Source organism: Streptosporangium jomthongense, assembly GCF_042650425.1.
Lineage (GTDB): Bacteria > Actinomycetota > Actinomycetes > Streptosporangiales > Streptosporangiaceae > Streptosporangium.
Genome location: NZ_JBHSBC010000023.1, coordinates 51,094 through 68,686 on the forward strand (window position 1 = coordinate 51,094; position 17,593 = coordinate 68,686).

Genomic DNA, 17,593 nt, shown 5'->3' on the forward strand with positions numbered 1-17,593 from the left:
CGACAGAGGCCAGAGATACGCATCATTTTCAGATGATTATCCGTAAGTGTTATGACATATCGGTCTGATGGCGATGCGAAGATCAAATTTTTCGTGTATACGGCAGGGACCGAAAATGAAGATCGAAAACGGTCACCCCACGCACTTCAGCGGGCCGACGGTCGAGGTGACGCGGTACTCGGAGTCGATCGTGACCAGCGTGTTGTCCGCCCAGTCGATTTTCTCGCACTCGGAGTCGACCGGCCCGTAGACCCATGACCCGTCGACGAGTTTGTTGCCCCGCATCACGAGCCTGCCCCGTCCGTTACGCAGCTGGATGCTGTAGGTGCCGCCCATGACGAGGTTGTCGGTGACCACCGCGTCGACGATCTTCGGGTCGGTCAGGAAGATCGGCGCCGTGATGTCCTTGACGCCCCGCTGGTCGACGGTGTTGTGGCTGAAGACCAGGCCCTTGCCTCCGCCGTAGGTCTGGATGCCGTCGGAGTGGTCGTCGGGGTTGGAGCAGAGCCGTACGAAGGAGTCGCGGATGACGACGTCGTCGCCTCCGACCCGGAAGCCGTCGCCGTGGTTGCGGACGTGCAGCCGCAGGGCGGTGTACTTGTCCTGGCCGACGCCGGGCAGCGACTGGCAGCCGGTCTCCGGGCCGACGGTCGAGTCGACGATGGTGTATCTGAAGGTCTTCGGGCCGATCGCGTTGATGACCAGCCCGTCGATCCGGCTGTTCCTGATCGTCACGTTGTTGGCGGCCACCAGCAGGTCGGCGGTGATGTGCACGCCGTCGAGCACGCTCCCGGGCTCGGTGACGCGGTAGGCGCCGGGCTCGGTCAGCGTCAGCTTCTCCAGCTTGGTGCCCGGCGGCACACCGGTGCAGGCGGGGGTGGGATGGCCGGGGCAGCGGGCCACGGGGCGGGAGAGGTCGCTGGGAGTCGGCGAGGCGGCTCCCGGGGTGTCCCCCGACGTGCTGCACGCCGTCACCAGGGCCAGCGCGGCCGCCGACAGGACACCGAGCGGGACGAGCCGTCGCATCTTCACTCCGTCGCGGTAGGGGCAACGTCAGGGCCGATGAGCCGCCTCTGCAATTGTGCCCACGAACCGGCGGAAAGGTCTCTCCCGCTGATCGATGAGACCGGAAGCGGCCAGCGAATGCCCAGGTCGGGGTCGTCGTAGCGGACGGAGAGGTCCTCGGCGGGGTCGTGCTCCCTGTCGATGCGGTAGCAGACGTCCGTCTGCTCGGTCAGCGCCTGGAAACCGTGCAGCATGCCCGGCGGCACGTACAGGGTGACGAACGTCTCGTCGTCGAGCAGCACCGAGACCTGCTCGCCGAAGGTCGGCGAACCGGGCCGGGCGTCGACCAGCACGTCCTGTACGGCGCCGCGGGCGCAGCGCACCAGCTTCGCCTCTCCCCGCCCGGAACGGCCGTGCATCCCGCGGATCGTCCCCTGCCGTGAGCGGGACTGGCTGTCCTGCACGAAGCGGGCCGGGTCGAGTCCGGCCTTCTCGGCCACGGCGTTGTCGAACGTCCTGGTGAACAGCCCCCGGTCGTCACGGTGTGGCGTCGGAATGAACAACAACACCCCGTCGATGGCGGTTCGTTCTACTCTCATGCTGTGAATCCCTTCGAGAGGCGGAAGGCGGGCCGGTGAACGACGTCACCAGGCCGATCGTGAGCATCGTGGTCCCGGCCCACAACGAGGAGGCCGTCCTCGCGGGCAACCTCGACCGGCTGCTCGCGGGCACCGAACCCGGCGAGTTCGACGTGATCGTGGTGGCCAACGCCTGCTCCGACCGCACCGCCGAGGTGGCCGTACGGCCCGGCGTGCGTGTCGTCGAGACCCCGGTCCCCGGCAAGGCCAACGCGCTGCGCCTCGGAGACGAGCTCTGCGCGACCTTCCCCAGGATCTACCTGGACGCCGACGTGGAACTCGACTCCGGCTCCGTGCGCGCGCTCGTCGCCGCCCTCGACCGTCCCGGCGTGCTGGCCTGCGCCCCCGTCCCGGTGTGGGACATGACGGGGGTGAGCTGGGTGGCCAGGCGCATGCACAAGGTTCACAACGAGCTGGTGGCCCCGTTCAGGGCGCTGGCCGGGGTCGGCGTCTACGTGCTCACCGAGGAGGGACACGCCAAGGTCTTCCCCATCCCGGACGTGCTGTCCGACGACGGCTGGGCACACGGCAGCTTCGCGGTCCACGAGCGGGTCGTCGTGCCGCAGGCCAGGTCGCTCGTGCGCCCGGCCAGGACCGTGTCCGCGCACCTGAAGCGGCGGGTGCGGGTACGCCTGGGCAACCGCCAGCTCGCCGCACTCGGCCGTTCCGCCCCCGAGGGACGCCTGCGCCTGGGCTCCCTGGGGGCGTTGCTGACCGGGGGGAAGGTGAGCCCGCTCGACGCGGGCTGCTACCTCGCGGTCCTGGTGATGGACCGTGCCATGACCAGGGCGCGCACCTCGCGGGGCGGCCAGGTGCAGTGGGGCACCGACACCGGCAGCCGCTCCGAGGCGGGGTAGCCTGACGGGCCGCCCCGCCGTACGGCGCGGCCTGTCAGGCACCGGCACGCTCGGTGATGGTGTATATCCTGATCGTGCCGAAAGGCCCTTCCTGCTTGTCCCGGCGTCCCCGGTTGACGGTCCTGAGGTGCCGGAAGCGCCCGGTGCTCATCAGGAACTCGTCCTCCGTGGGGTTGAAGTAGATCACCGTGACCTCGCGCGGGTTGTCGTCCACGCTGGCGATCAGCCTGCGCATCACGGTCGCGAAGGTCTCGCCCCTGAAGGGGTTGTTGAGGAAGACGACCGTGACGTCCCGGGGGATCTCGTAGTCGAGCACGTCGGAGTTGACCAGCTCGACGTCCGCGCAGCGCAGGCGTAGCCGGGTGCCCGCGACGTTCTGCCTGGCGATCTCGCTCAGCTCGGCGGACAGCTCGACCCCGATCACCTTCCTGAAGGGGTAGCGCCAGGCCGCCTCAAGCACCATGCGTCCCATGCCGGAGCCGAGGTCGACGAACACGTCGTCCGGGCCGACGGCGTCGCGGGGGAGCGTGCGGCGCAGGGTCTGCCAGTTCGCGGCCGAGTAGTAGACCCGTTCCTCGTGCGCGAGCCCGAACTTCTCCAGGCTCACGACGTCGGAGGTCCGCACGCCGTACCGGCGCTCGAACAGCAGCCGTACGGCGCCGCTGCGCAGCGACCGGTAGTGGCGTCTGAACCCACCGGCGACCCCGCCGAGGAGGGCGCCGGCCCCGGCCGTGACCTCGACGGTGGCCTCGGTTGCGGCCTCCACGAAGGAGGCCAGTTCACCGGTGGTGACGCTCAGCAGAAGCCCGCTCATCGGGGGCGCTCCTCTCTCGTTGTCTTTCCCGGCGTCAGGAGACGGCGGCCTCGTAGGCGGCCAGGAGCGCCTTGGAGGACTGCTCCCAGGACAGCGGGCCCGCGACACGGGCCCTGCCGATCTCGCCCATCCGCCTGCGCTCGGCGGGGTCGTCGAGCAGGTGCGCGACGAGCTTGGCGAACTCCGACTCGTCGTTGGCCGGGGCGTAGAGCGCGGCCTCCCCGGCGGAGACCCTGGCCTCCTTCAGGTCGAAGGAGACGATCGGGCGGGACATCGCCATGTACTCCATGATCTTGTTCATGGTGGACACGTCGTTGAGCGGGTTGAGCGGGTCGGGGGCCAGGCACACGTCCGCCGCCGACAGGTAGCGCAGCAGGTCCTCGTCGGAGATCCGCCCGGTGAACTCCACCTGGTCGGACAGGCCGAGCCGGTGGGAGAGCGCGACCATCTCGTCGAAGGTGTCGCCGCCGCCGAGGAAGACCGCGTGCCAGTCCTTACGGCCGACCTCGTCGCGGAGCTTGGCCAGCGCCCGCAGCGCGTAGTCGACGCCGTCCTGCGGCCCCATGACCCCCAGGTAGCACAGCATGTACGGCTTGCCCTTCCTGAGGCCCTCCTCGACGGGGACCTGGCGGAAGCGCTCGACCGCGGGCGCGCTGCGCACCACGAACACCTTCTCCGGCCGCTTGCCGCCCCGGCTGACCGCCACGTCGCGGTAGCTCTCGTTGGTGGCGATCACCACGTCGGCGGTCCGGTAGGTGAGCCGTTCGAGCCTGCACACCGCCCGGTAGAGGAAGTCCTCACCCCGGTCGAAGCGGGACAGGTACAGCTCGGGCACCAGGTCGTGCTGGTCGAAGACGAACCGCGCGCCCTGCCGCTTGAGCCGCTTGGCGACGAGGTAGAGCAGGTCGGGCGGGTTGCAGGCGTGCACCACGTCCACCCGGCCGACCCGCCTGGCCAGCCGGAAGGTGTGCCACAGCGCCGAGCCGTACTCCTGGACGTAGCCGAGGGGGCCGCCGGTCGCCGCCTTCAGCGGGTAGCGGTGGATCTTCACCCCGTCGATCTCGGCGTACGGTTCGGTGTCGCGTTTGGTGCCCTGCGGGCAGATGACGTGCACGTCCCACCCGGCGTCGCGCAGCGTGGTGCTCTCCTGCCACACCCGCCTGTCGAACGGGACGGAGAGGTTCTCGACGAGGATGAGTGCTTTACCAGCCAAGGCCAACGTATCCAGGGTGCGCCCGGCGCGTCTCCGCGTCGGGAAGGCGGACGAGGTCGATGATCGTGCGGTCTCCCGCGTTGTCGAGCGCGCTCAGCACCGCGGGGTCCTTGCAGCCGACGACGCAGACGTCGGCGTGCGCGAGCACCTCCTCGACGGAGTTGGTCAGCAGGTCGCCCAGGTGCGGGAGCCTGCCGTCGATGTACTCCCTGTTGGCGCCCATGAGCCGCGACAGGGTGACGTTGGCGTCGTAGATGCGCAGGTCGTAGCCCTTGCCGAGGAGCCGTTCGGCCAGCTCGACCAGCGGGCTCTCCCGCAGGTCGTCCGTACCGGGCTTGAAGGACAGCCCGAACAGCCCGACCTTGCGGCTGCCCGCGGCGGTCACCAGGTCGAAGGCGCGCCTGAGGTGGTCCTCGTTGGAGGGCAGCACGTGCGACAGCAGCGGCACCGAGACGTCGGCCCGCCTGGCCGCGTAGACCAGGCCGCGCAGGTCCTTGGGCAGGCAGGAGCCGCCGAAGGCGAAGCCGGGGCGCAGGTAGGCTGTGCTGACGTTGAGCTTGCGGTCGGCGAGGAAGACGTCCATGACCCGGTGCGAGTCGAGGCCCAGCGCCTGGCAGATCGCCCCGATCTCGTTGGCGAAGCTGATCTTCAGACCGTGGAAGGCGTTGTCGGCGTACTTGGTCATCTCGGCCACCGCGACGGGCACCCGGAAGACCTCGCCGGGAAGCCCCTCGTACAGCGCGGCGACCGCGTCACCGCTGGCGGCGTCGAACTCGCCGATGACGGTCTTCGGCGGCTCGAAGAAGTCGCGCACGCTCGTGCCCTCGCGCAGGAACTCCGGGTTGACCGCGACGCCGAAGTCGACGCCCGCCCGGTAGCCCGAGGCCTTCTCCAGGATCGGGATGAGCAGGTCGGTGCAGGTGCCGGGCAGCATGGTGCTGCGGAAGACGATCGTGTGCCGCCCGTCCTTGGCGGTCAGGGCCTGGCCGATCTCCTCGGAGACCCGCTCCAGGTAGACGGTCGACAGGCTGCCGTTCTGGGCCGAGGGGGTGCCGACGCAGATCAGGGAGATGTCGGTCGCGCCGACGGCCTCCGCCACGTCGGTGGTCGCCCGCAGCGCGCCACTGGCCACGACCTCCGCGGTCAGCTCGCCGATCCGCTCCTCGACCACCGGGGCGTTGCCCCGGGAGATGAGGTCGACCTTCACGGGGTTGACGTCGACGCCGACCACCTCGTGCCCGCTGGCCGCGAGGCAGGCCGCGGACACGCAGCCCACATAGCCGAGCCCGAACACGCTGATTCTCATTTGTGCGCTGCCTCCATCGCGTCATGTGCGGCCGGGCGCGAGGCAGGGGGCGTCTTGCCAAGCCTCGCCCGACTCACCCGACGGCCGGATGATTCCTTGTGGTCGTTGCGTTCTGTGTGGTGGTTCATCGTCAGGGTCCCGGCGCGGCTAGCGGTTCAGGTTCCGGAGGCCGTGGACGATCTTTCGCAGGCCGGGGCCGAGAGCGGACGACTTCGCCGTCTCGACCACGGAGTCGCGCGCCCGCCGCAGTGTCTGCCGGGCCGAGCTACGTGTCACCATTCCTTGGCATACCAGCGTTTCGCCGGTTTTGGCACGCCTTTTGTACTCATCGTCGCCTCGCCCGAGGTCGATACGCGTGATTCCCATCGCCGGGGCGGCGATCGCGAGCTCACGCAGCAGCATCCAGCCGGGGGCGAGGTTGCCGAAGTCGGGGTCGTAGACAGGGAACCACCAGTGCAGCACCGAGCCCGAGCGGATGCCGAAGTGCGCCGCGAGCAGGTGCGGGCCCGCGTGCAGCGTGGACAGCACGCCCGCGAAGGAGGTACCCCGGGTGCGCAGCAGCCCGCTCATCAGCTCGTGCCGGTCGGGCGCGGCGAAGTAGTCCTTGGCGCCGGTCGCGGCGTACTGCGCGCGTTTGAGCTCGATCACCCGCTCCAGGACGTCCTGGTCGGTGCTGTCGGCGACGAAGCGCACCGGGCCGTGGGTCCGCTCGGCCTTGGCGGCGCGGCGGCGGGCCTGGCCCATGTTGTCCTTGCCGCTGCGCGAGGCGCGTCCCAGATAGCCGTCGAGGCCGCCGGAGACGTCCAGGAACGGCGAGGGCCTGCGGGACTCGATCCACGGCTCGAAGTCCGCGCAGTCCTCGACGAGGTGGTCGAAGGCGAAGCCGCGTACCCCGTCGGTGAGCAGCCCGAGCGGCGGGAAACCGGTGCCGGGGGCGAGCACGGGCCCCTGGAAGTCGGCGGCGGGCCAGCCCGCGGGCCTGATCAGCGACCGCTCACGGTGGTGGGGCAGCAGCGCCCTGACCGTGCCCGTCCCGTCCCTGCCGACGGCGACCGTCACCTGCCGCCCGCTGGCGTGTACGGCCTGCGCGAAGCCGGGGTGGAAGTAGGGACTGTCCAGGGCGGGGTTGGTCTCCCGCAGCCGGTGCCAGGTCTCCAGCTCCTGCGCGGTGAGCGCGTCGAGGCGGACCGTCCGTACGGCGTGCACCCGCGCGGGCTCCGTGCTCGCGGGCATGCTCATCGTGGTCTCTCTTCTCGAAGGCGGCGGGGTCAGTCCGCGAGCTTGTGGACGCGGCGTGAGGGGCGCAGGAGCGCCACCACCGAGGCCTTGGAGATGCGGCGTCCCATGAGCGCGCGAAGCGCCTCGCCGAGGACGACCGCCAGGTAGTAGGCGAGGAAGGCGGGGGTGCTCCTGCGTCTGCGGAAGAGCTTCACCTTGTTCACGATGAGCAGGGAGGCGAGCATCGGGTTGATCGCGGAGTCGCCGCCGATGTGCTCGACGACCGAGGCGGGCTCGTACCAGGTGATCCAGCCGTGGTCGCGGGCGCGCAGCGAGAACTCGGTCTCCTCGCTGTAGAGCAGGAACGACTCGTCCCAGGCGCCGATCTCCTTGATGACGTCGGTCGAGATGAGCATGGCGGCACCGGTCGCCCAGGCCACCTCGCCCGCCTTGGCGTACTCGCGCGGGTGGGTGACCATCTCGCCCAGCGTGCCGATCCGGCCCGCGAGGTTGCCTCCGATCACCGCCTCGACCACGGCCCTGCCGACGGCGGGCATCCGGCGCAGCGAGGGCTGCAGGCTGCCGTCCGGGTTGACCAGGAGCGGGGCGGCGATGCCGCGCCCCGGCCGCCGCAGCGACTCCGCGAGCGGCAGCAGGGAGCCGGGGCGCAGCCTGCAGTCGGGGTTGAGCACCAGGACGGCGTCGAGGGTGGCGACGTCCAGGACCTCGACGCCCGCGTTGATAGCCGCGGCGTATCCGGCGTTCCTTCCGACCTGGACGACCTGGACGGGAAGGTCGGTGACCTCGCCGACGACCTTGAGGCAGTCGTCCTTGGAGTTGTTGTCGGCCACGATCACGTGTACGAGGTTGACGCCGCGCGCGCCCTCACCGAGGGACCGCAGACAGCCTTCGATCACCTGGGCGCTGTTGTAGGTGACGATCACTATGGCGATCCGGGGGGGACCAGGCGTCATACACGGGTCATCGTCGACCGGCGTGACGCCGTTACTACGTTCCAAATCACGCTCCCGCCTGTCCGGCACCTGGCCCGGCGCCTACTTTGGCAGCCGGATTCCCCTTTTCGCACTCACGTTCAGATCGTCAGTAGACGACCTTTACAGACGTGTTCAGCCGCGAACGCGTTTGTATGTCCGAGAGGCTATGCGGCGCGCACGAACAGGCAAAGGGGGGGTCCCGTCCAGGACACGAGGAGCCCATGTCGCGTCGATGTCGTGGCGCAGGCTGTTGCGGGCCTGGAGCCAGGAGGCGGGCCTGGCGCGGCCTCCGTCGCTGGTGTAGGCGCGCGTCACGTTCGCCTGCCGCAGCCTGCTGAGCACGCGCCTGTCGTAGGAGCCGAAGGGGATCGCGACCCGCGAGACCGGCCGTCCGGTGAGCGTGCCGAGGAACCGGTTGGCCTCGGTGATCTCCTGGACGGCCTGCTCGGCGTCGAGCTTGCGCCAGTCGCGGTGCCCCCAGCCGTGCGAACCGATCCGCATGCCCGCGGCCTGCAGCTCCAGCACCCCGGCCTCGTCGAGCCTTCCCGGCTCGCCGAGCAGCCCCGCCAGCACGAAGAACTCCGCGGTGAGGCCGCGTTCGAGCAGGCGGGGCAGGCCGATCTCCAGATCCGAGGCGTTGCCGTCGTCGAAGGTGATGCGGACGTCCTCCCGGCCGACCACGGCGTCGAGCACCTGTTCGAACTGCTCGACGCTGACCCAGGTCTGGTCCTCGCCGGGGTCGAGCTCACGGTCGGTCGGACCGATGCCGTGCACCGTGAGATTGACGACCGAATGCACCGACTTCCTCGTTTCTGATTCGGCACCCTGATCGTAGAAGGGTGCTGACTTATGTCCGGTGTCTTGGTGGATATCGTATTTTCGGTTGGACCGTTACAGATGCTTCGCGTACCACTCCACGGTCAGCTCCAGTCCCTCCTCAAGGCCGACGGTGGGACGCCAGCCGAGCACCTCGGTCGTCGGGACGATGTCGGCGATCCTGGCGCCGTCCAGCGGGCGGCCGGGGAGCGCGCCGTACCGGGGACGCAGCGGGCTGTCGGTGATCCGCACCAGCGCCTCGACGGTGTCACGGATGGAGGTGGCCGTCCCGGTCCCCACGTCCAGGCTCAGGCCCGCGGAGCCCGGACTCCTGCCCGCCGCAAGGAAGGCGTCGACGACGTCGTCCACGTAGACCCAGTCGATCAGGCGCGTCCCGCTGCCGATGGCCGGCTCCTCGCCCCGCAGCAGCGAGAGAGTGACGTACGGCACCAGCCTGTGGTGGTTCATGTCCCCGGGGCCGTAGACCATTCCGACGCGCAGGGTGGTCGCGTGCACGTCCCACAGCTGGTGGAACATCCTCGCGTAGCCGTTGGCCGCCCACTTGGCGACCGCGTAGGGGGAGGAGGGAGCCTTGCCGCCCTCCTCCGGCCTGAGCTCCTCAAGCGACCCGGCCAGCACCGTCCGGGTCTCCGGGTGGTGCTCGGCGACCGCCGTCAGCAGGTTGACCACGCTGGCCAGGTTGCTGTCCAGCATCGCGCGCACGACGCCGGGATCCCGGGTGCCCGTGACCTCGCTGGCCAGGTGGAAGACGACGGAGGGGCGCAGGGAGGCGATGAGGGCGCCGATCGTCTCGGCGTCCCCGACGTCGGCGACGTGCCAGGTCGCCGGGTCGTCGGAGTCCTGCCTCGGGGTACGGCTCACGGCGTGCACCCGCGCGCCCAGCTCGCCCAGGCGCCGCACCAGATGGGTCCCGATGAAGCCGCTCGCACCCGTGACCAGGACGCGTGATCCGCTGTACCGGCTGAAATCCTCCTGCCCGGAGGTGAGGCGATCTCCGGCTAACGGAACCGTGAGCATTGGCGTTCTCCTCGCATGGGACGAGTTCGTCGGATGCTTTCCGTCAGACCCTGCCACATAGGGTATGTCTCCCGAAACACGGTGACACGTTGTGTGTGGGTCTTTGTCCCCATACCTCGCCTGACAGGCGAATGTGGAAGATATCAACTTCACCTGAAACTAACCTGGATTTCCGGAAAAGCAAACGGGGTCGCTCGGGTGAGCGACCCCGTTGCCATGCTTTCCGGGCTTTCCGGGCTTTCCGGTACGGCCCCGTCCGGGAGATCCCGGGAGTCGGGGTCGGTCGTCGTGATCAGCCGATGCGCCAGGTGTCTCCCGCGAGCAGCAGGTCGTCCAGGTCACCGGGGCCGCCCTTGCCGGTCGCCTCGGCCAGCTGGCCGGCCATCAGCTCGTCGTAGGAGGGACGGTCAACGCTGCGGAAGACGCCGATCGGGACGTGCTCGAAGGCGGGCTCGTCCAGCCGGGACAGGGCGAAGGCCAGCGTCGGGTCAGGCCGGCTGACGTCGTGGACGAGGATCTCCTCCTCGCTCGCCTCGGAGCGCGGGACGACCTCGATGCCGCCGTCCGGCCTGCGCCGTACGGCCTTGGTCGCCGAGACGATCGGCTGGCCGTGCTCAAGGCGCAGCGTGATGGAGTCACGCTGGTCGGGGTCCTTGAGCTGGTCGAAGGCCCCGTCGTTGAAGATGTTGCAGTTCTGGTAGATCTCGACCAGCGAGGTGCCCCTGTGCTCGGCGGCCTGGCGCAGCACCGAGTGCAGGTGCTTCCTGTCGGAGTCGATGGTCCTGGCCACGAAGGAGGCCTCGGCGCCCAGAGCCAGCGAGATCGGGTTGAACGGCTTGTCCAGCGAGCCCATCGGGGTGGACTTGGTGATCTTGCCGACCTCGGAGGTCGGGGAGTACTGGCCCTTGGTCAGACCGTAGATCCTGTTGTTGAACAGCAGGATGTTCAGGTTGACGTTGCGGCGCAGCGCGTGGATCAGGTGGTTGCCGCCGATGGACAGCGCGTCGCCGTCACCGGTGATCACCCAGACCGACAGGTCGGGCCGGGAGGCGGCCAGGCCGGTCGCGATCGCCGGGGCCCGCCCGTGGATCGAGTGGAACCCGTAGGTGTTCATGTAGTACGGGAACCGGGACGAGCAGCCGATGCCCGAGACGAACACCATGTTCTCGCGCTTGAGGCCCAGCTCGGGAACGAAGGACTGGACCGCGGCCAGGATGGCGTAGTCACCGCACCCCGGGCACCAGCGGACCTCCTGGTCGGACTTGAAGTCCTTCATCCCCAGCTTGACGTCGGACTTCGGCACCAGGGACAGGCCCCTGCCGTTCTGGATCTCACTCACTGTCGATCACGTCCTGGATCACGCCGGCCAGCTCCTCGGCCTTGAACGGAAGCCCGCGCACGCGGTTGTAGCTGATGATGTCGACCAGGAAACGGGCGCGCAGCAGCAGCGCGAGCTGGCCGAGGTTGATCTCCGGAAGCAGCACCTTGTCGTAGGCGCGCAGCACCTCGCCGGTGTTGGCGGGCAGCGGGTTGAGGTGGCGCAGGTGGGCCTGGGCGACCTTGCCCCCCGCCCTCCTGATCCGTCGTACGGCCGCCGCGATCGGCCCGTAGGTCGAGCCCCAGCCGAGAACGAGCACCCGGGCGTCGCCGTCGGGGTCGTCGACGTCGAGCGGCGGGATGTCCTGGGCGATCCCGTCGATCTTGGCCTGGCGGAGCCGGACCATCTTGTCGTGGTTGTTGGGGTCGTAGGAGATGTTGCCGGTGCCGTCGGCCTTCTCGATGCCGCCGATGCGGTGTTCGAGACCCGCGGTGCCCGGGATGGCCCAGGGACGGGCCAGGGTCTCCGGGTCGCGCTTGAACGGCAGGAACGTCACGCCGTCCTCGCCGTTGGGGCCGTCGGCGAACTCGGTGGAGATGTCGGGCAGCTCGGCGCTGCCCGGCACCCGCCACGGCTCGGAGCCGTTGGCCAGGTAACCGTCGGACAGCAGCATGACCGGCGTGCGGTACTTCACCGCCAGGCGGGCCGCCTCGATCGCGGCGTCGAAGCAGTCGGACGGGGTCGCGGGCGCCACGATCGGCAGCGGTGACTCGCCGTTGCGGCCGTACATGGCCATCAGCAGGTCGGTCTGCTCGGTCTTGGTGGGCATTCCGGTGCTCGGCCCGGCCCGCTGCACGTCGACCACGATCAGCGGCAGCTCGGTGGTCACCGCCAGGCCGACGGTCTCGGCCTTGAGCGCGACACCCGGCCCGGAGGTCGTGGTGACGCCGAGGGCGCCGCCGAACGAGGCCCCGAGCGCCGCGCCGACACCGGCGATCTCGTCCTCCGCCTGGAAGGTGCGGATGCCGAAGCGCTTGTGCTTGGACAGCTCGTGCAGGATGTCACTGGCCGGGGTGATCGGGTAGGACCCCAGGAACAGCGGCAGCTTCGACTGGACCGAGGCGGCGATCAGGCCGTAGGCGAGCGCCTGGTTGCCGGAGATGTTGCGGTAGACGCCCGGCGGCAGCTGGGCGGGCTTGACCTCGTAGGAGACCGAGAAGGACTCGGTGGTCTCGCCGTAGTTCCAGCCCGCCTGGAAGGCCGCGATGTTGGCCTTGGCGATGTCGGGCCGCTTGGCGAACTTGGTCTCAAGGAACTTGATCGTGGTCTCGGTCGGCCGGTGGTAGAGCCAGCTCAGCAGGCCGAGGGCGAACATGTTCTTGGAGCGCTCGGCGTCCTTCTTGGACAGGTCGAAGCCTTCGAGCGCCTTGACCGTCAGCGAGGTCAGCGGCACCGGATGGAGCCGCCACTCGGCGAGCGAGTCGTCCTCAAGGGGGCTGACGTCGTAGCCGACCTTCTGCAGGTTGCGCTTGGTGAACTCGTCGGTGTTGGCGATGATGTCGGCCCCGCGCGGCAGGTCGCCGAGGTTGGCCTTCAGCGCGGCGGGGTTCATCGCCACCAGGACGTTCGGCGCGTCACCGGGGGTGAGGATGTCGTGGTCGGCGAAGTGGAGCTGGAAGCTCGAAACGCCCGGCAGGGTGCCTGCGGGGGCGCGGATCTCCGCCGGGAAGTTGGGGAGGGTCGACAGGTCGTTGCCGAACTCCGCCGTGCCCGATGTGAAGCGATCACCGGTCAGCTGCATACCGTCGCCGGAGTCACCGGCGAAGCGGATGATGACGCGATCGAGTTGCTGAACCTGCTTGGTCACAGCTCAGTCCTCCTCGACGCGAAAAGGCGCCGTTGATGGTGGCATGTTCTCAGTTCCATGCTAGATCCCTGGGGATAACCCGTAGTGGCTTCGCGTTCCACTCGGCGGAGGAGTGTGACGCATGTCGCAGATCCCTCGGTGGAGGCCGAGTCGAAATCCGGGCGCGGTGAAGACGCGCGTGGCGGCCTGGCGGCGGCCGTGAAGGAGGTCATGATCGCGAGCGGCAGGCCCGACACAGCCCGGCGGCGAGCCGACACAGATCCACGTGCAGGCGGCCGAACAGGACGGTAAGGGTCACGATGCCTAACTATATGTCCCACCAGGGAGGCGGCCTCATCGCCGGTGGCTATGTACTCATAGCCGGCGGCTATGGGGTGACATGGAGACGCCCTCCGCGGGACGCCGGTTCTCGCGTCCCGCGGAGGGCGTCTTCGCCCAGCTCCTCAGCCCTGTGAGCCGTCGGCCGAGATCATCTCGCGCGGTCCCTCACCCGAGTCGTAGACCTCGCCCGGCTTCATGCCGGCCTTGCCGTACAGCTCGGGGACGGTGACGAAGGTGTAGCCCTTGTCGCGCAGTCGTCGCAGGATCTCGGGAGTCGCCTTCGCGGCGGTGCCGCCGACGTCGTGCATGAGGACGATCGATCCGGGCCTCGTCTGCGAGACGACCCGGTCGGCGACGGCCTTGGGATCCCGGGTCTGCAGGTCCTTGGCGTCGACGTTCCAGCGAACCAGGGCCAGGCGGTACTGCCTGGCGACGGGCGGCACCCGGTCGTTGACCGCCCCGTACGGCGGGCGCACCAGGCCGGGATGGCGTCCGACGGCCCGTCCCAGCGTGCACTGGGCGCGGCCGAACTGGTCGCCCATCCTGCTGTCGTCCAGGGTGGTCAGGTCACGGTGCGACCAGGTGTGGTCGCCGACGAGGTGACCCTCCCGCATGATCCGCCGCAGCAGCGCGGTGTGGGCGATGGAGTTGGTGCCGACGGCGAAGAACGTCGCCCTGGCGCGCTGGGCGTTCAGCGCGTCCAGCAGCTTCCCGGTGCCCGGGCCGGGACCGTCGTCATAGGTGAGCGCGACGCACTTGACCTTGGCGCAGTCCACGCTGCCGTAGGCGGTGCTCTCGGCGACCGGCAGGGCGGCGTACTCCTTGTACTTGGCCATCCGCTCGGCCCGGTGGTCGACCCCGGCGCCGAACTCGATCGCGGAGCGCTGTGCCCGCTCACCGGCGGGGGACAGCAGCCCCTTCACCTTCGCGGCCGGTACGGCGACCCTGCTGAGGGTGGCGCTCCCCACCTGCTGGTCGTCGAACTCGGCCACGAGGTCGCCGCGGCGGTTGAAGGCCAGCGAGTCGAACAGTCTCGCGTCGGCGGTGATCGCCTCGGGGTCGATCCCGGATCCCGACCGGCCCAGCTGGTCACGGGTGAGCCTGGCGAGCTCGCCCAGCGCGGCCTTGTCCTTCAGCAGGTCCGCGGAGTCGAGGACACGCTTGTCCACCCGGTCGTACCAGACGGTGGTGTGCTCCTCCGACCAGCGGGAGTCGACGGTTCTGCCGATGGTGAGGTTCACGCCCATCATCTGGGTCGAGACCGTCGGCAGCTGCCAGTCCACATTGAACTCGGGCCCGGGCCGGCCGGTTTCCGTACCGCCTCTGTTGGCCTGGTCGAACGACCGCAGATGCTCGGTGATCGTGCGGTGCAGTCTCTCCGTCAGGCGTGGCGCGTCGCTGACGGACGGGTAGACGGCGTGGGCGCGCAGGCCCCCGGTCTCCCCTTCGGTGACGGTGTGCATGGTGAGTCCGGGGACGTCGGCCGGGTCCACGGAATCGATCAGTGTGGGTTCCGAGGGGATCGGCTCCTGCGCCCTGGGTGTCGCTGTCGCGGTGCCGCACCCTGCGGCCAGCACGGCGATAAGCGCGATCCCTCCGGAAAACCGGATTTTAGGCATAAACGGCACATTACTTGAAAAAGAGTGGTATTTACGGATGCTTGGTATTAAAGGGTGCAGAGTTTGGGATTGACGGCAGGGCCGCATGACGGGGGAGGACGGTGCTGCTATAGCTGGTGGGGAAGGCCTCGCCGTACGCGGAGAGACTTCGGGAAACCCCGTGGAGAGGGGGAGTCATGCACGGTTACTACGGCCCCTACGCGGTGGTCGGCGCGCTGCTCGTACTGGGCGTCGTGATCGTGTCCGGAGCGCTGCTGGTCAACCGCCTCCTGCGCCCGAGCCGTCCCACCCCGGACAAACTGGCGACCTACGAGTGCGGCGTCGACCCGGTCGGTGAGGGCTGGGCGCAGTCCCAGGTGCGTTACTACGTCTTCACCTACCTCTACGTCGTTTTCGCGGTGGACGCCGTCTTCGTCTTTCCGTGGGCGACGGTTTTCGCCGACCCCGGCTTCGGTACGGCCGCGCTGGCCGAGATGTTCGTCTTCCTGGGCTTCGTCGCGCTCGGCGTGCTGTACGCCTGGCGCAAACGCGTGCTCGCCTGGGCCTGAGAACCGGCGGGCAGGTGGGGGACAATGAACAACATGGCGGACCTTCCGATGCCCACCCGGGCACCCACCGTCGGACCGGCCTCACGGCTGGCCCCGAAACCCATGCGCTTCATCCTCAACTGGGGGCGGCGCTACTCGCTGTGGGCGTTCAACTTCGGGCTCGCCTGCTGCGCGATCGAGTTCATCGCGACCTCGATGAGCCGCCACGACTTCATCAGGTTCGGGGTCATCCCGTTCGCGAACGGCCCGCGACAGGCCGACCTGATGATCGTCTCCGGCACGGTGACCGACAAGATGGCCCCGGCCGTCAAACGGCTCTACGAGCAGATGCCCGACCCCAAGTACGTCATCTCCTTCGGCGCCTGCTCCAACTCCGGCGGTCCCTACTGGGACTCCTACTGCGTGACCAAGGGGGTGGACCAGATCATCCCGGTCGACGTCTACGTGCCCGGCTGCCCGCCCCGCCCCGAGGCGCTGCTCAACGGCATCATGCTCCTCCAGGAGAAGATCGCCGCCGAGGGCATGGAGGACCACCGTGCGTGAGGCCCTCGTGGAGCGGTACGGCCCGCGCGTGCGGCTTTCGGAGTCCTTCGGCGAGACCACGGCCGACGTCGAGCCGGGCGACTGGCTCGACCTGCTCGCCTTCGCCCGCGCCGGAGGGTACGAGTTCTTCGACTGGCTCACCGCGGTCGACGACCCGCCGGACGCCTTCCAGGTCGTCGCCCACCTCCTCGACCCCGTCTCGCACCGGCGGCTGCTGACCCGCACCCGGGTGCCGCGCGCCGACCCCCGCCTGCCCAGCGCGGTCGGCGTCTTCAGGGGCGCCGACTGGCACGAACGGGAGACCTTCGAGATGTTCGGCGTCGTCTTCGACGGGCACCCGAACCTTGTCCCGCTGCTGCTGCCCGAGGGCTTCGAGGGCCACCCGCTGCGCAAGGACTTCGTGCTGGCCGCCAGGGTCGCCAAGGCGTGGCCGGGAGCCAAGGAGCCGGGCGAGTCCGACCACGGCTCGCCGAGCCGCCGCAAGACGCTTCCCCCCGGCGTGCCCGCCGACTGGGGGCGCGATGGCTGAGGTGCTGGAGGCGGCCCTCAGGCTCGTCCTGGTCGTCGCCGCCTTCCTGGTGCTGCCGCTGGTCGCCGGTCAGGCCGAACACAAGGTCATGGCGCACATGCAGTCCCGCCTCGGCCCCATGTACGCCGGGGGTTTCCACGGCTGGGCCCAGCTGATCGCCGACGGCGTCAAGTTCGCCCAGAAGGAGGACGTGATTCCCGCCGCGGCCGACCGCCGGGTCTTCGGCCTGGCGCCCGCGGTCGCGCTGATCCCGTACCTGCTGGTCATGGTCGTCATCCCGGTCGGTCCCGGCCTGGTCGGGGCCGACCTGGACGCGGGCCTGTTCTTCGCGCTGGCCGTGATGGGGGTCGGCGTGCTCGGCTCGATCATGGCCGGGTGGTCCTCGGGCAACAAGTACTCCCTCATGGGCGGGATGCGCTCGGCCGCCCAGCTCATGGCCTACGAGCTGCCGCTGGTCCTGGCCGCCTCCAGCGTCGCGATGGCGGCGGGCACGCTCTCCCTGCCGGGCGTCGTGGAGGCCTGGCAGTGGTGGTGGCTGCCATGGCAGGCGATCGGCGCGGTGGTCTTCTTCGTCGCCGGGCTCGCCGAACTGCGCCGCCCGCCGTTCGACATGCCGATCGCGGACTCCGAGATCATCATGGGCCCGATGACCGAGTACACCGGCATGCGGTTCGCGCTGTTCATGCTGGCCGAGTACGCCGGGATCATCGTGCTCTGCGCGCTGACCACGGTGCTGTTCCTCGGCGGCTGGCAGGGCCCCCTGCTGCCCGGGCCGGTGTGGACGCTGCTGAAGACGGCCCTGCTGGTGTTCGTGGTGATCTGGGTGCGGGTGAGCTACCCCAGACTCCGTGAGGACCAGCTGCAACGGCTCGCCTGGGTCGCCCTGGTGCCGCTGGCGCTGCTCCAGCTCGCGCTGACCGGGATCGTCAGGGTCCTCTGACGCGCCGG

The 17,593-nt window shown here is 69.3% G+C and carries 18 protein-coding genes; 5 read left to right on the plus strand and 13 right to left on the minus strand.

Annotation, left to right across the window (positions count from 1 at the left end; translation table 11 throughout):
* Positions 1-132: 132 nt before the first annotated feature.
* Positions 133-1,026 (minus strand): hypothetical protein, encoded by an 894-nt coding sequence (locus tag ACFOYY_RS23680; RefSeq protein WP_352010840.1) that lies wholly within the window; start codon positions 1,024-1,026, stop codon positions 133-135.
* Positions 1,027-1,028: 2 nt separating this feature from the next.
* The gene (locus ACFOYY_RS23685; RefSeq protein WP_352010839.1) at positions 1,029-1,604 is read right to left on the minus strand and encodes a dTDP-4-dehydrorhamnose 3,5-epimerase family protein; all 576 of its coding nucleotides are present in this window, start codon (positions 1,602-1,604) and stop codon (positions 1,029-1,031) included.
* A 35-nt stretch (positions 1,605-1,639) separates the two neighbouring features.
* Here ACFOYY_RS23685 and ACFOYY_RS23690 point away from each other — a divergent pair, with 35 nt between their 5' ends.
* The gene (locus ACFOYY_RS23690; RefSeq protein ID WP_352010838.1) at positions 1,640-2,500 is read left to right on the plus strand and encodes a glycosyltransferase; all 861 of its coding nucleotides are present in this window, start codon (positions 1,640-1,642) and stop codon (positions 2,498-2,500) included.
* Positions 2,501-2,534: 34 nt separating this feature from the next.
* Here ACFOYY_RS23690 and ACFOYY_RS23695 read toward each other — a convergent pair whose 3' ends face one another.
* The 11 genes from ACFOYY_RS23695 to ACFOYY_RS23745 all read right to left on the minus strand — a co-directional run bounded on the left by ACFOYY_RS23695 (position 2,535) and on the right by ACFOYY_RS23745 (position 14,899).
* A complete protein-coding gene (locus ACFOYY_RS23695; RefSeq protein ID WP_386192090.1) occupies positions 2,535-3,314 on the minus strand; it encodes a class I SAM-dependent methyltransferase in 780 nt (259 codons plus the stop codon).
* Between the two features lie 34 nt (positions 3,315-3,348).
* Positions 3,349-4,527, minus strand: a complete 1,179-nt coding sequence (locus ACFOYY_RS23700) for a glycosyltransferase family 4 protein (RefSeq protein ID WP_386192093.1) — start codon at positions 4,525-4,527, stop codon at positions 3,349-3,351.
* Positions 4,517-5,833, minus strand: coding sequence for a nucleotide sugar dehydrogenase (locus ACFOYY_RS23705; RefSeq protein ID WP_362912610.1), 1,317 nt, complete (start codon positions 5,831-5,833; stop codon positions 4,517-4,519). Before ACFOYY_RS23705 ends, ACFOYY_RS23700 begins: the two co-directional genes overlap by 11 nt.
* Before the next feature lie 147 nt (positions 5,834-5,980).
* On the minus strand, positions 5,981-7,066 hold the full coding sequence (locus ACFOYY_RS23710; protein ID WP_386192096.1) for a GNAT family N-acetyltransferase: 1,086 nt from the start codon (positions 7,064-7,066) through the stop codon (positions 5,981-5,983).
* Positions 7,067-7,101: 35 nt separating this feature from the next.
* Positions 7,102-8,025 carry a glycosyltransferase family 2 protein gene (locus ACFOYY_RS23715; protein WP_352010833.1) on the minus strand — a complete coding sequence of 308 codons (924 nt, stop codon included), beginning with the start codon at positions 8,023-8,025 and terminating at the stop codon, positions 7,102-7,104.
* A gap of 153 nt (positions 8,026-8,178) precedes the next feature.
* Positions 8,179-8,844: a polysaccharide deacetylase family protein gene (locus ACFOYY_RS23720; protein WP_352010832.1), complete on the minus strand. Its 666-nt coding sequence runs from the start codon at positions 8,842-8,844 to the stop codon at positions 8,179-8,181.
* A 93-nt stretch (positions 8,845-8,937) separates the two neighbouring features.
* On the minus strand, positions 8,938-9,900 hold the full coding sequence (locus tag ACFOYY_RS23725) for an NAD-dependent epimerase/dehydratase family protein (RefSeq protein WP_352010831.1): 963 nt from the start codon (positions 9,898-9,900) through the stop codon (positions 8,938-8,940).
* 292 nt (positions 9,901-10,192) lie between these two features.
* Positions 10,193-11,239 carry a 2-oxoacid:ferredoxin oxidoreductase subunit beta gene (locus ACFOYY_RS23730; protein WP_352010830.1) on the minus strand — a complete coding sequence of 349 codons (1,047 nt, stop codon included), beginning with the start codon at positions 11,237-11,239 and terminating at the stop codon, positions 10,193-10,195.
* The gene (locus ACFOYY_RS23735; protein WP_352010829.1) at positions 11,232-13,085 is read right to left on the minus strand and encodes a 2-oxoacid:acceptor oxidoreductase subunit alpha; all 1,854 of its coding nucleotides are present in this window, start codon (positions 13,083-13,085) and stop codon (positions 11,232-11,234) included. Before ACFOYY_RS23735 ends, ACFOYY_RS23730 begins: the two co-directional genes overlap by 8 nt.
* A gap of 208 nt (positions 13,086-13,293) precedes the next feature.
* A complete protein-coding gene (locus ACFOYY_RS23740) occupies positions 13,294-13,383 on the minus strand; it encodes a putative leader peptide (RefSeq protein ID WP_352001834.1) in 90 nt (29 codons plus the stop codon).
* A gap of 145 nt (positions 13,384-13,528) precedes the next feature.
* Entirely contained in the window at positions 13,529-14,899 is a 1,371-nt protein-coding gene (locus tag ACFOYY_RS23745; RefSeq protein ID WP_386192102.1) for a polysaccharide deacetylase family protein, read from the minus strand.
* A 302-nt stretch (positions 14,900-15,201) separates the two neighbouring features.
* Between ACFOYY_RS23745 and ACFOYY_RS23750 the strand changes: the two genes are divergently transcribed.
* Genes ACFOYY_RS23750 through nuoH form a run of 4 tightly spaced genes read left to right on the plus strand, consistent with a single transcriptional unit; the run spans position 15,202 to position 17,585 of the window.
* On the plus strand, positions 15,202-15,573 hold the full coding sequence (locus ACFOYY_RS23750) for an NADH-quinone oxidoreductase subunit A (protein WP_386192104.1): 372 nt from the start codon (positions 15,202-15,204) through the stop codon (positions 15,571-15,573).
* A gap of 33 nt (positions 15,574-15,606) precedes the next feature.
* Entirely contained in the window at positions 15,607-16,116 is a 510-nt protein-coding gene (locus ACFOYY_RS23755; protein ID WP_449343621.1) for an NADH-quinone oxidoreductase subunit B, read from the plus strand.
* Positions 16,109-16,645: an NADH-quinone oxidoreductase subunit C gene (locus ACFOYY_RS23760; protein WP_352010826.1), complete on the plus strand. Its 537-nt coding sequence runs from the start codon at positions 16,109-16,111 to the stop codon at positions 16,643-16,645. Before ACFOYY_RS23755 ends, ACFOYY_RS23760 begins: the two co-directional genes overlap by 8 nt.
* Entirely contained in the window at positions 16,638-17,585 is a 948-nt protein-coding gene (nuoH, locus tag ACFOYY_RS23765) for an NADH-quinone oxidoreductase subunit NuoH (RefSeq protein ID WP_352010825.1), read from the plus strand. The genes ACFOYY_RS23760 and nuoH overlap by 8 nt, the downstream gene beginning before the upstream one ends.
* Positions 17,586-17,593 lie beyond the last annotated feature (8 nt).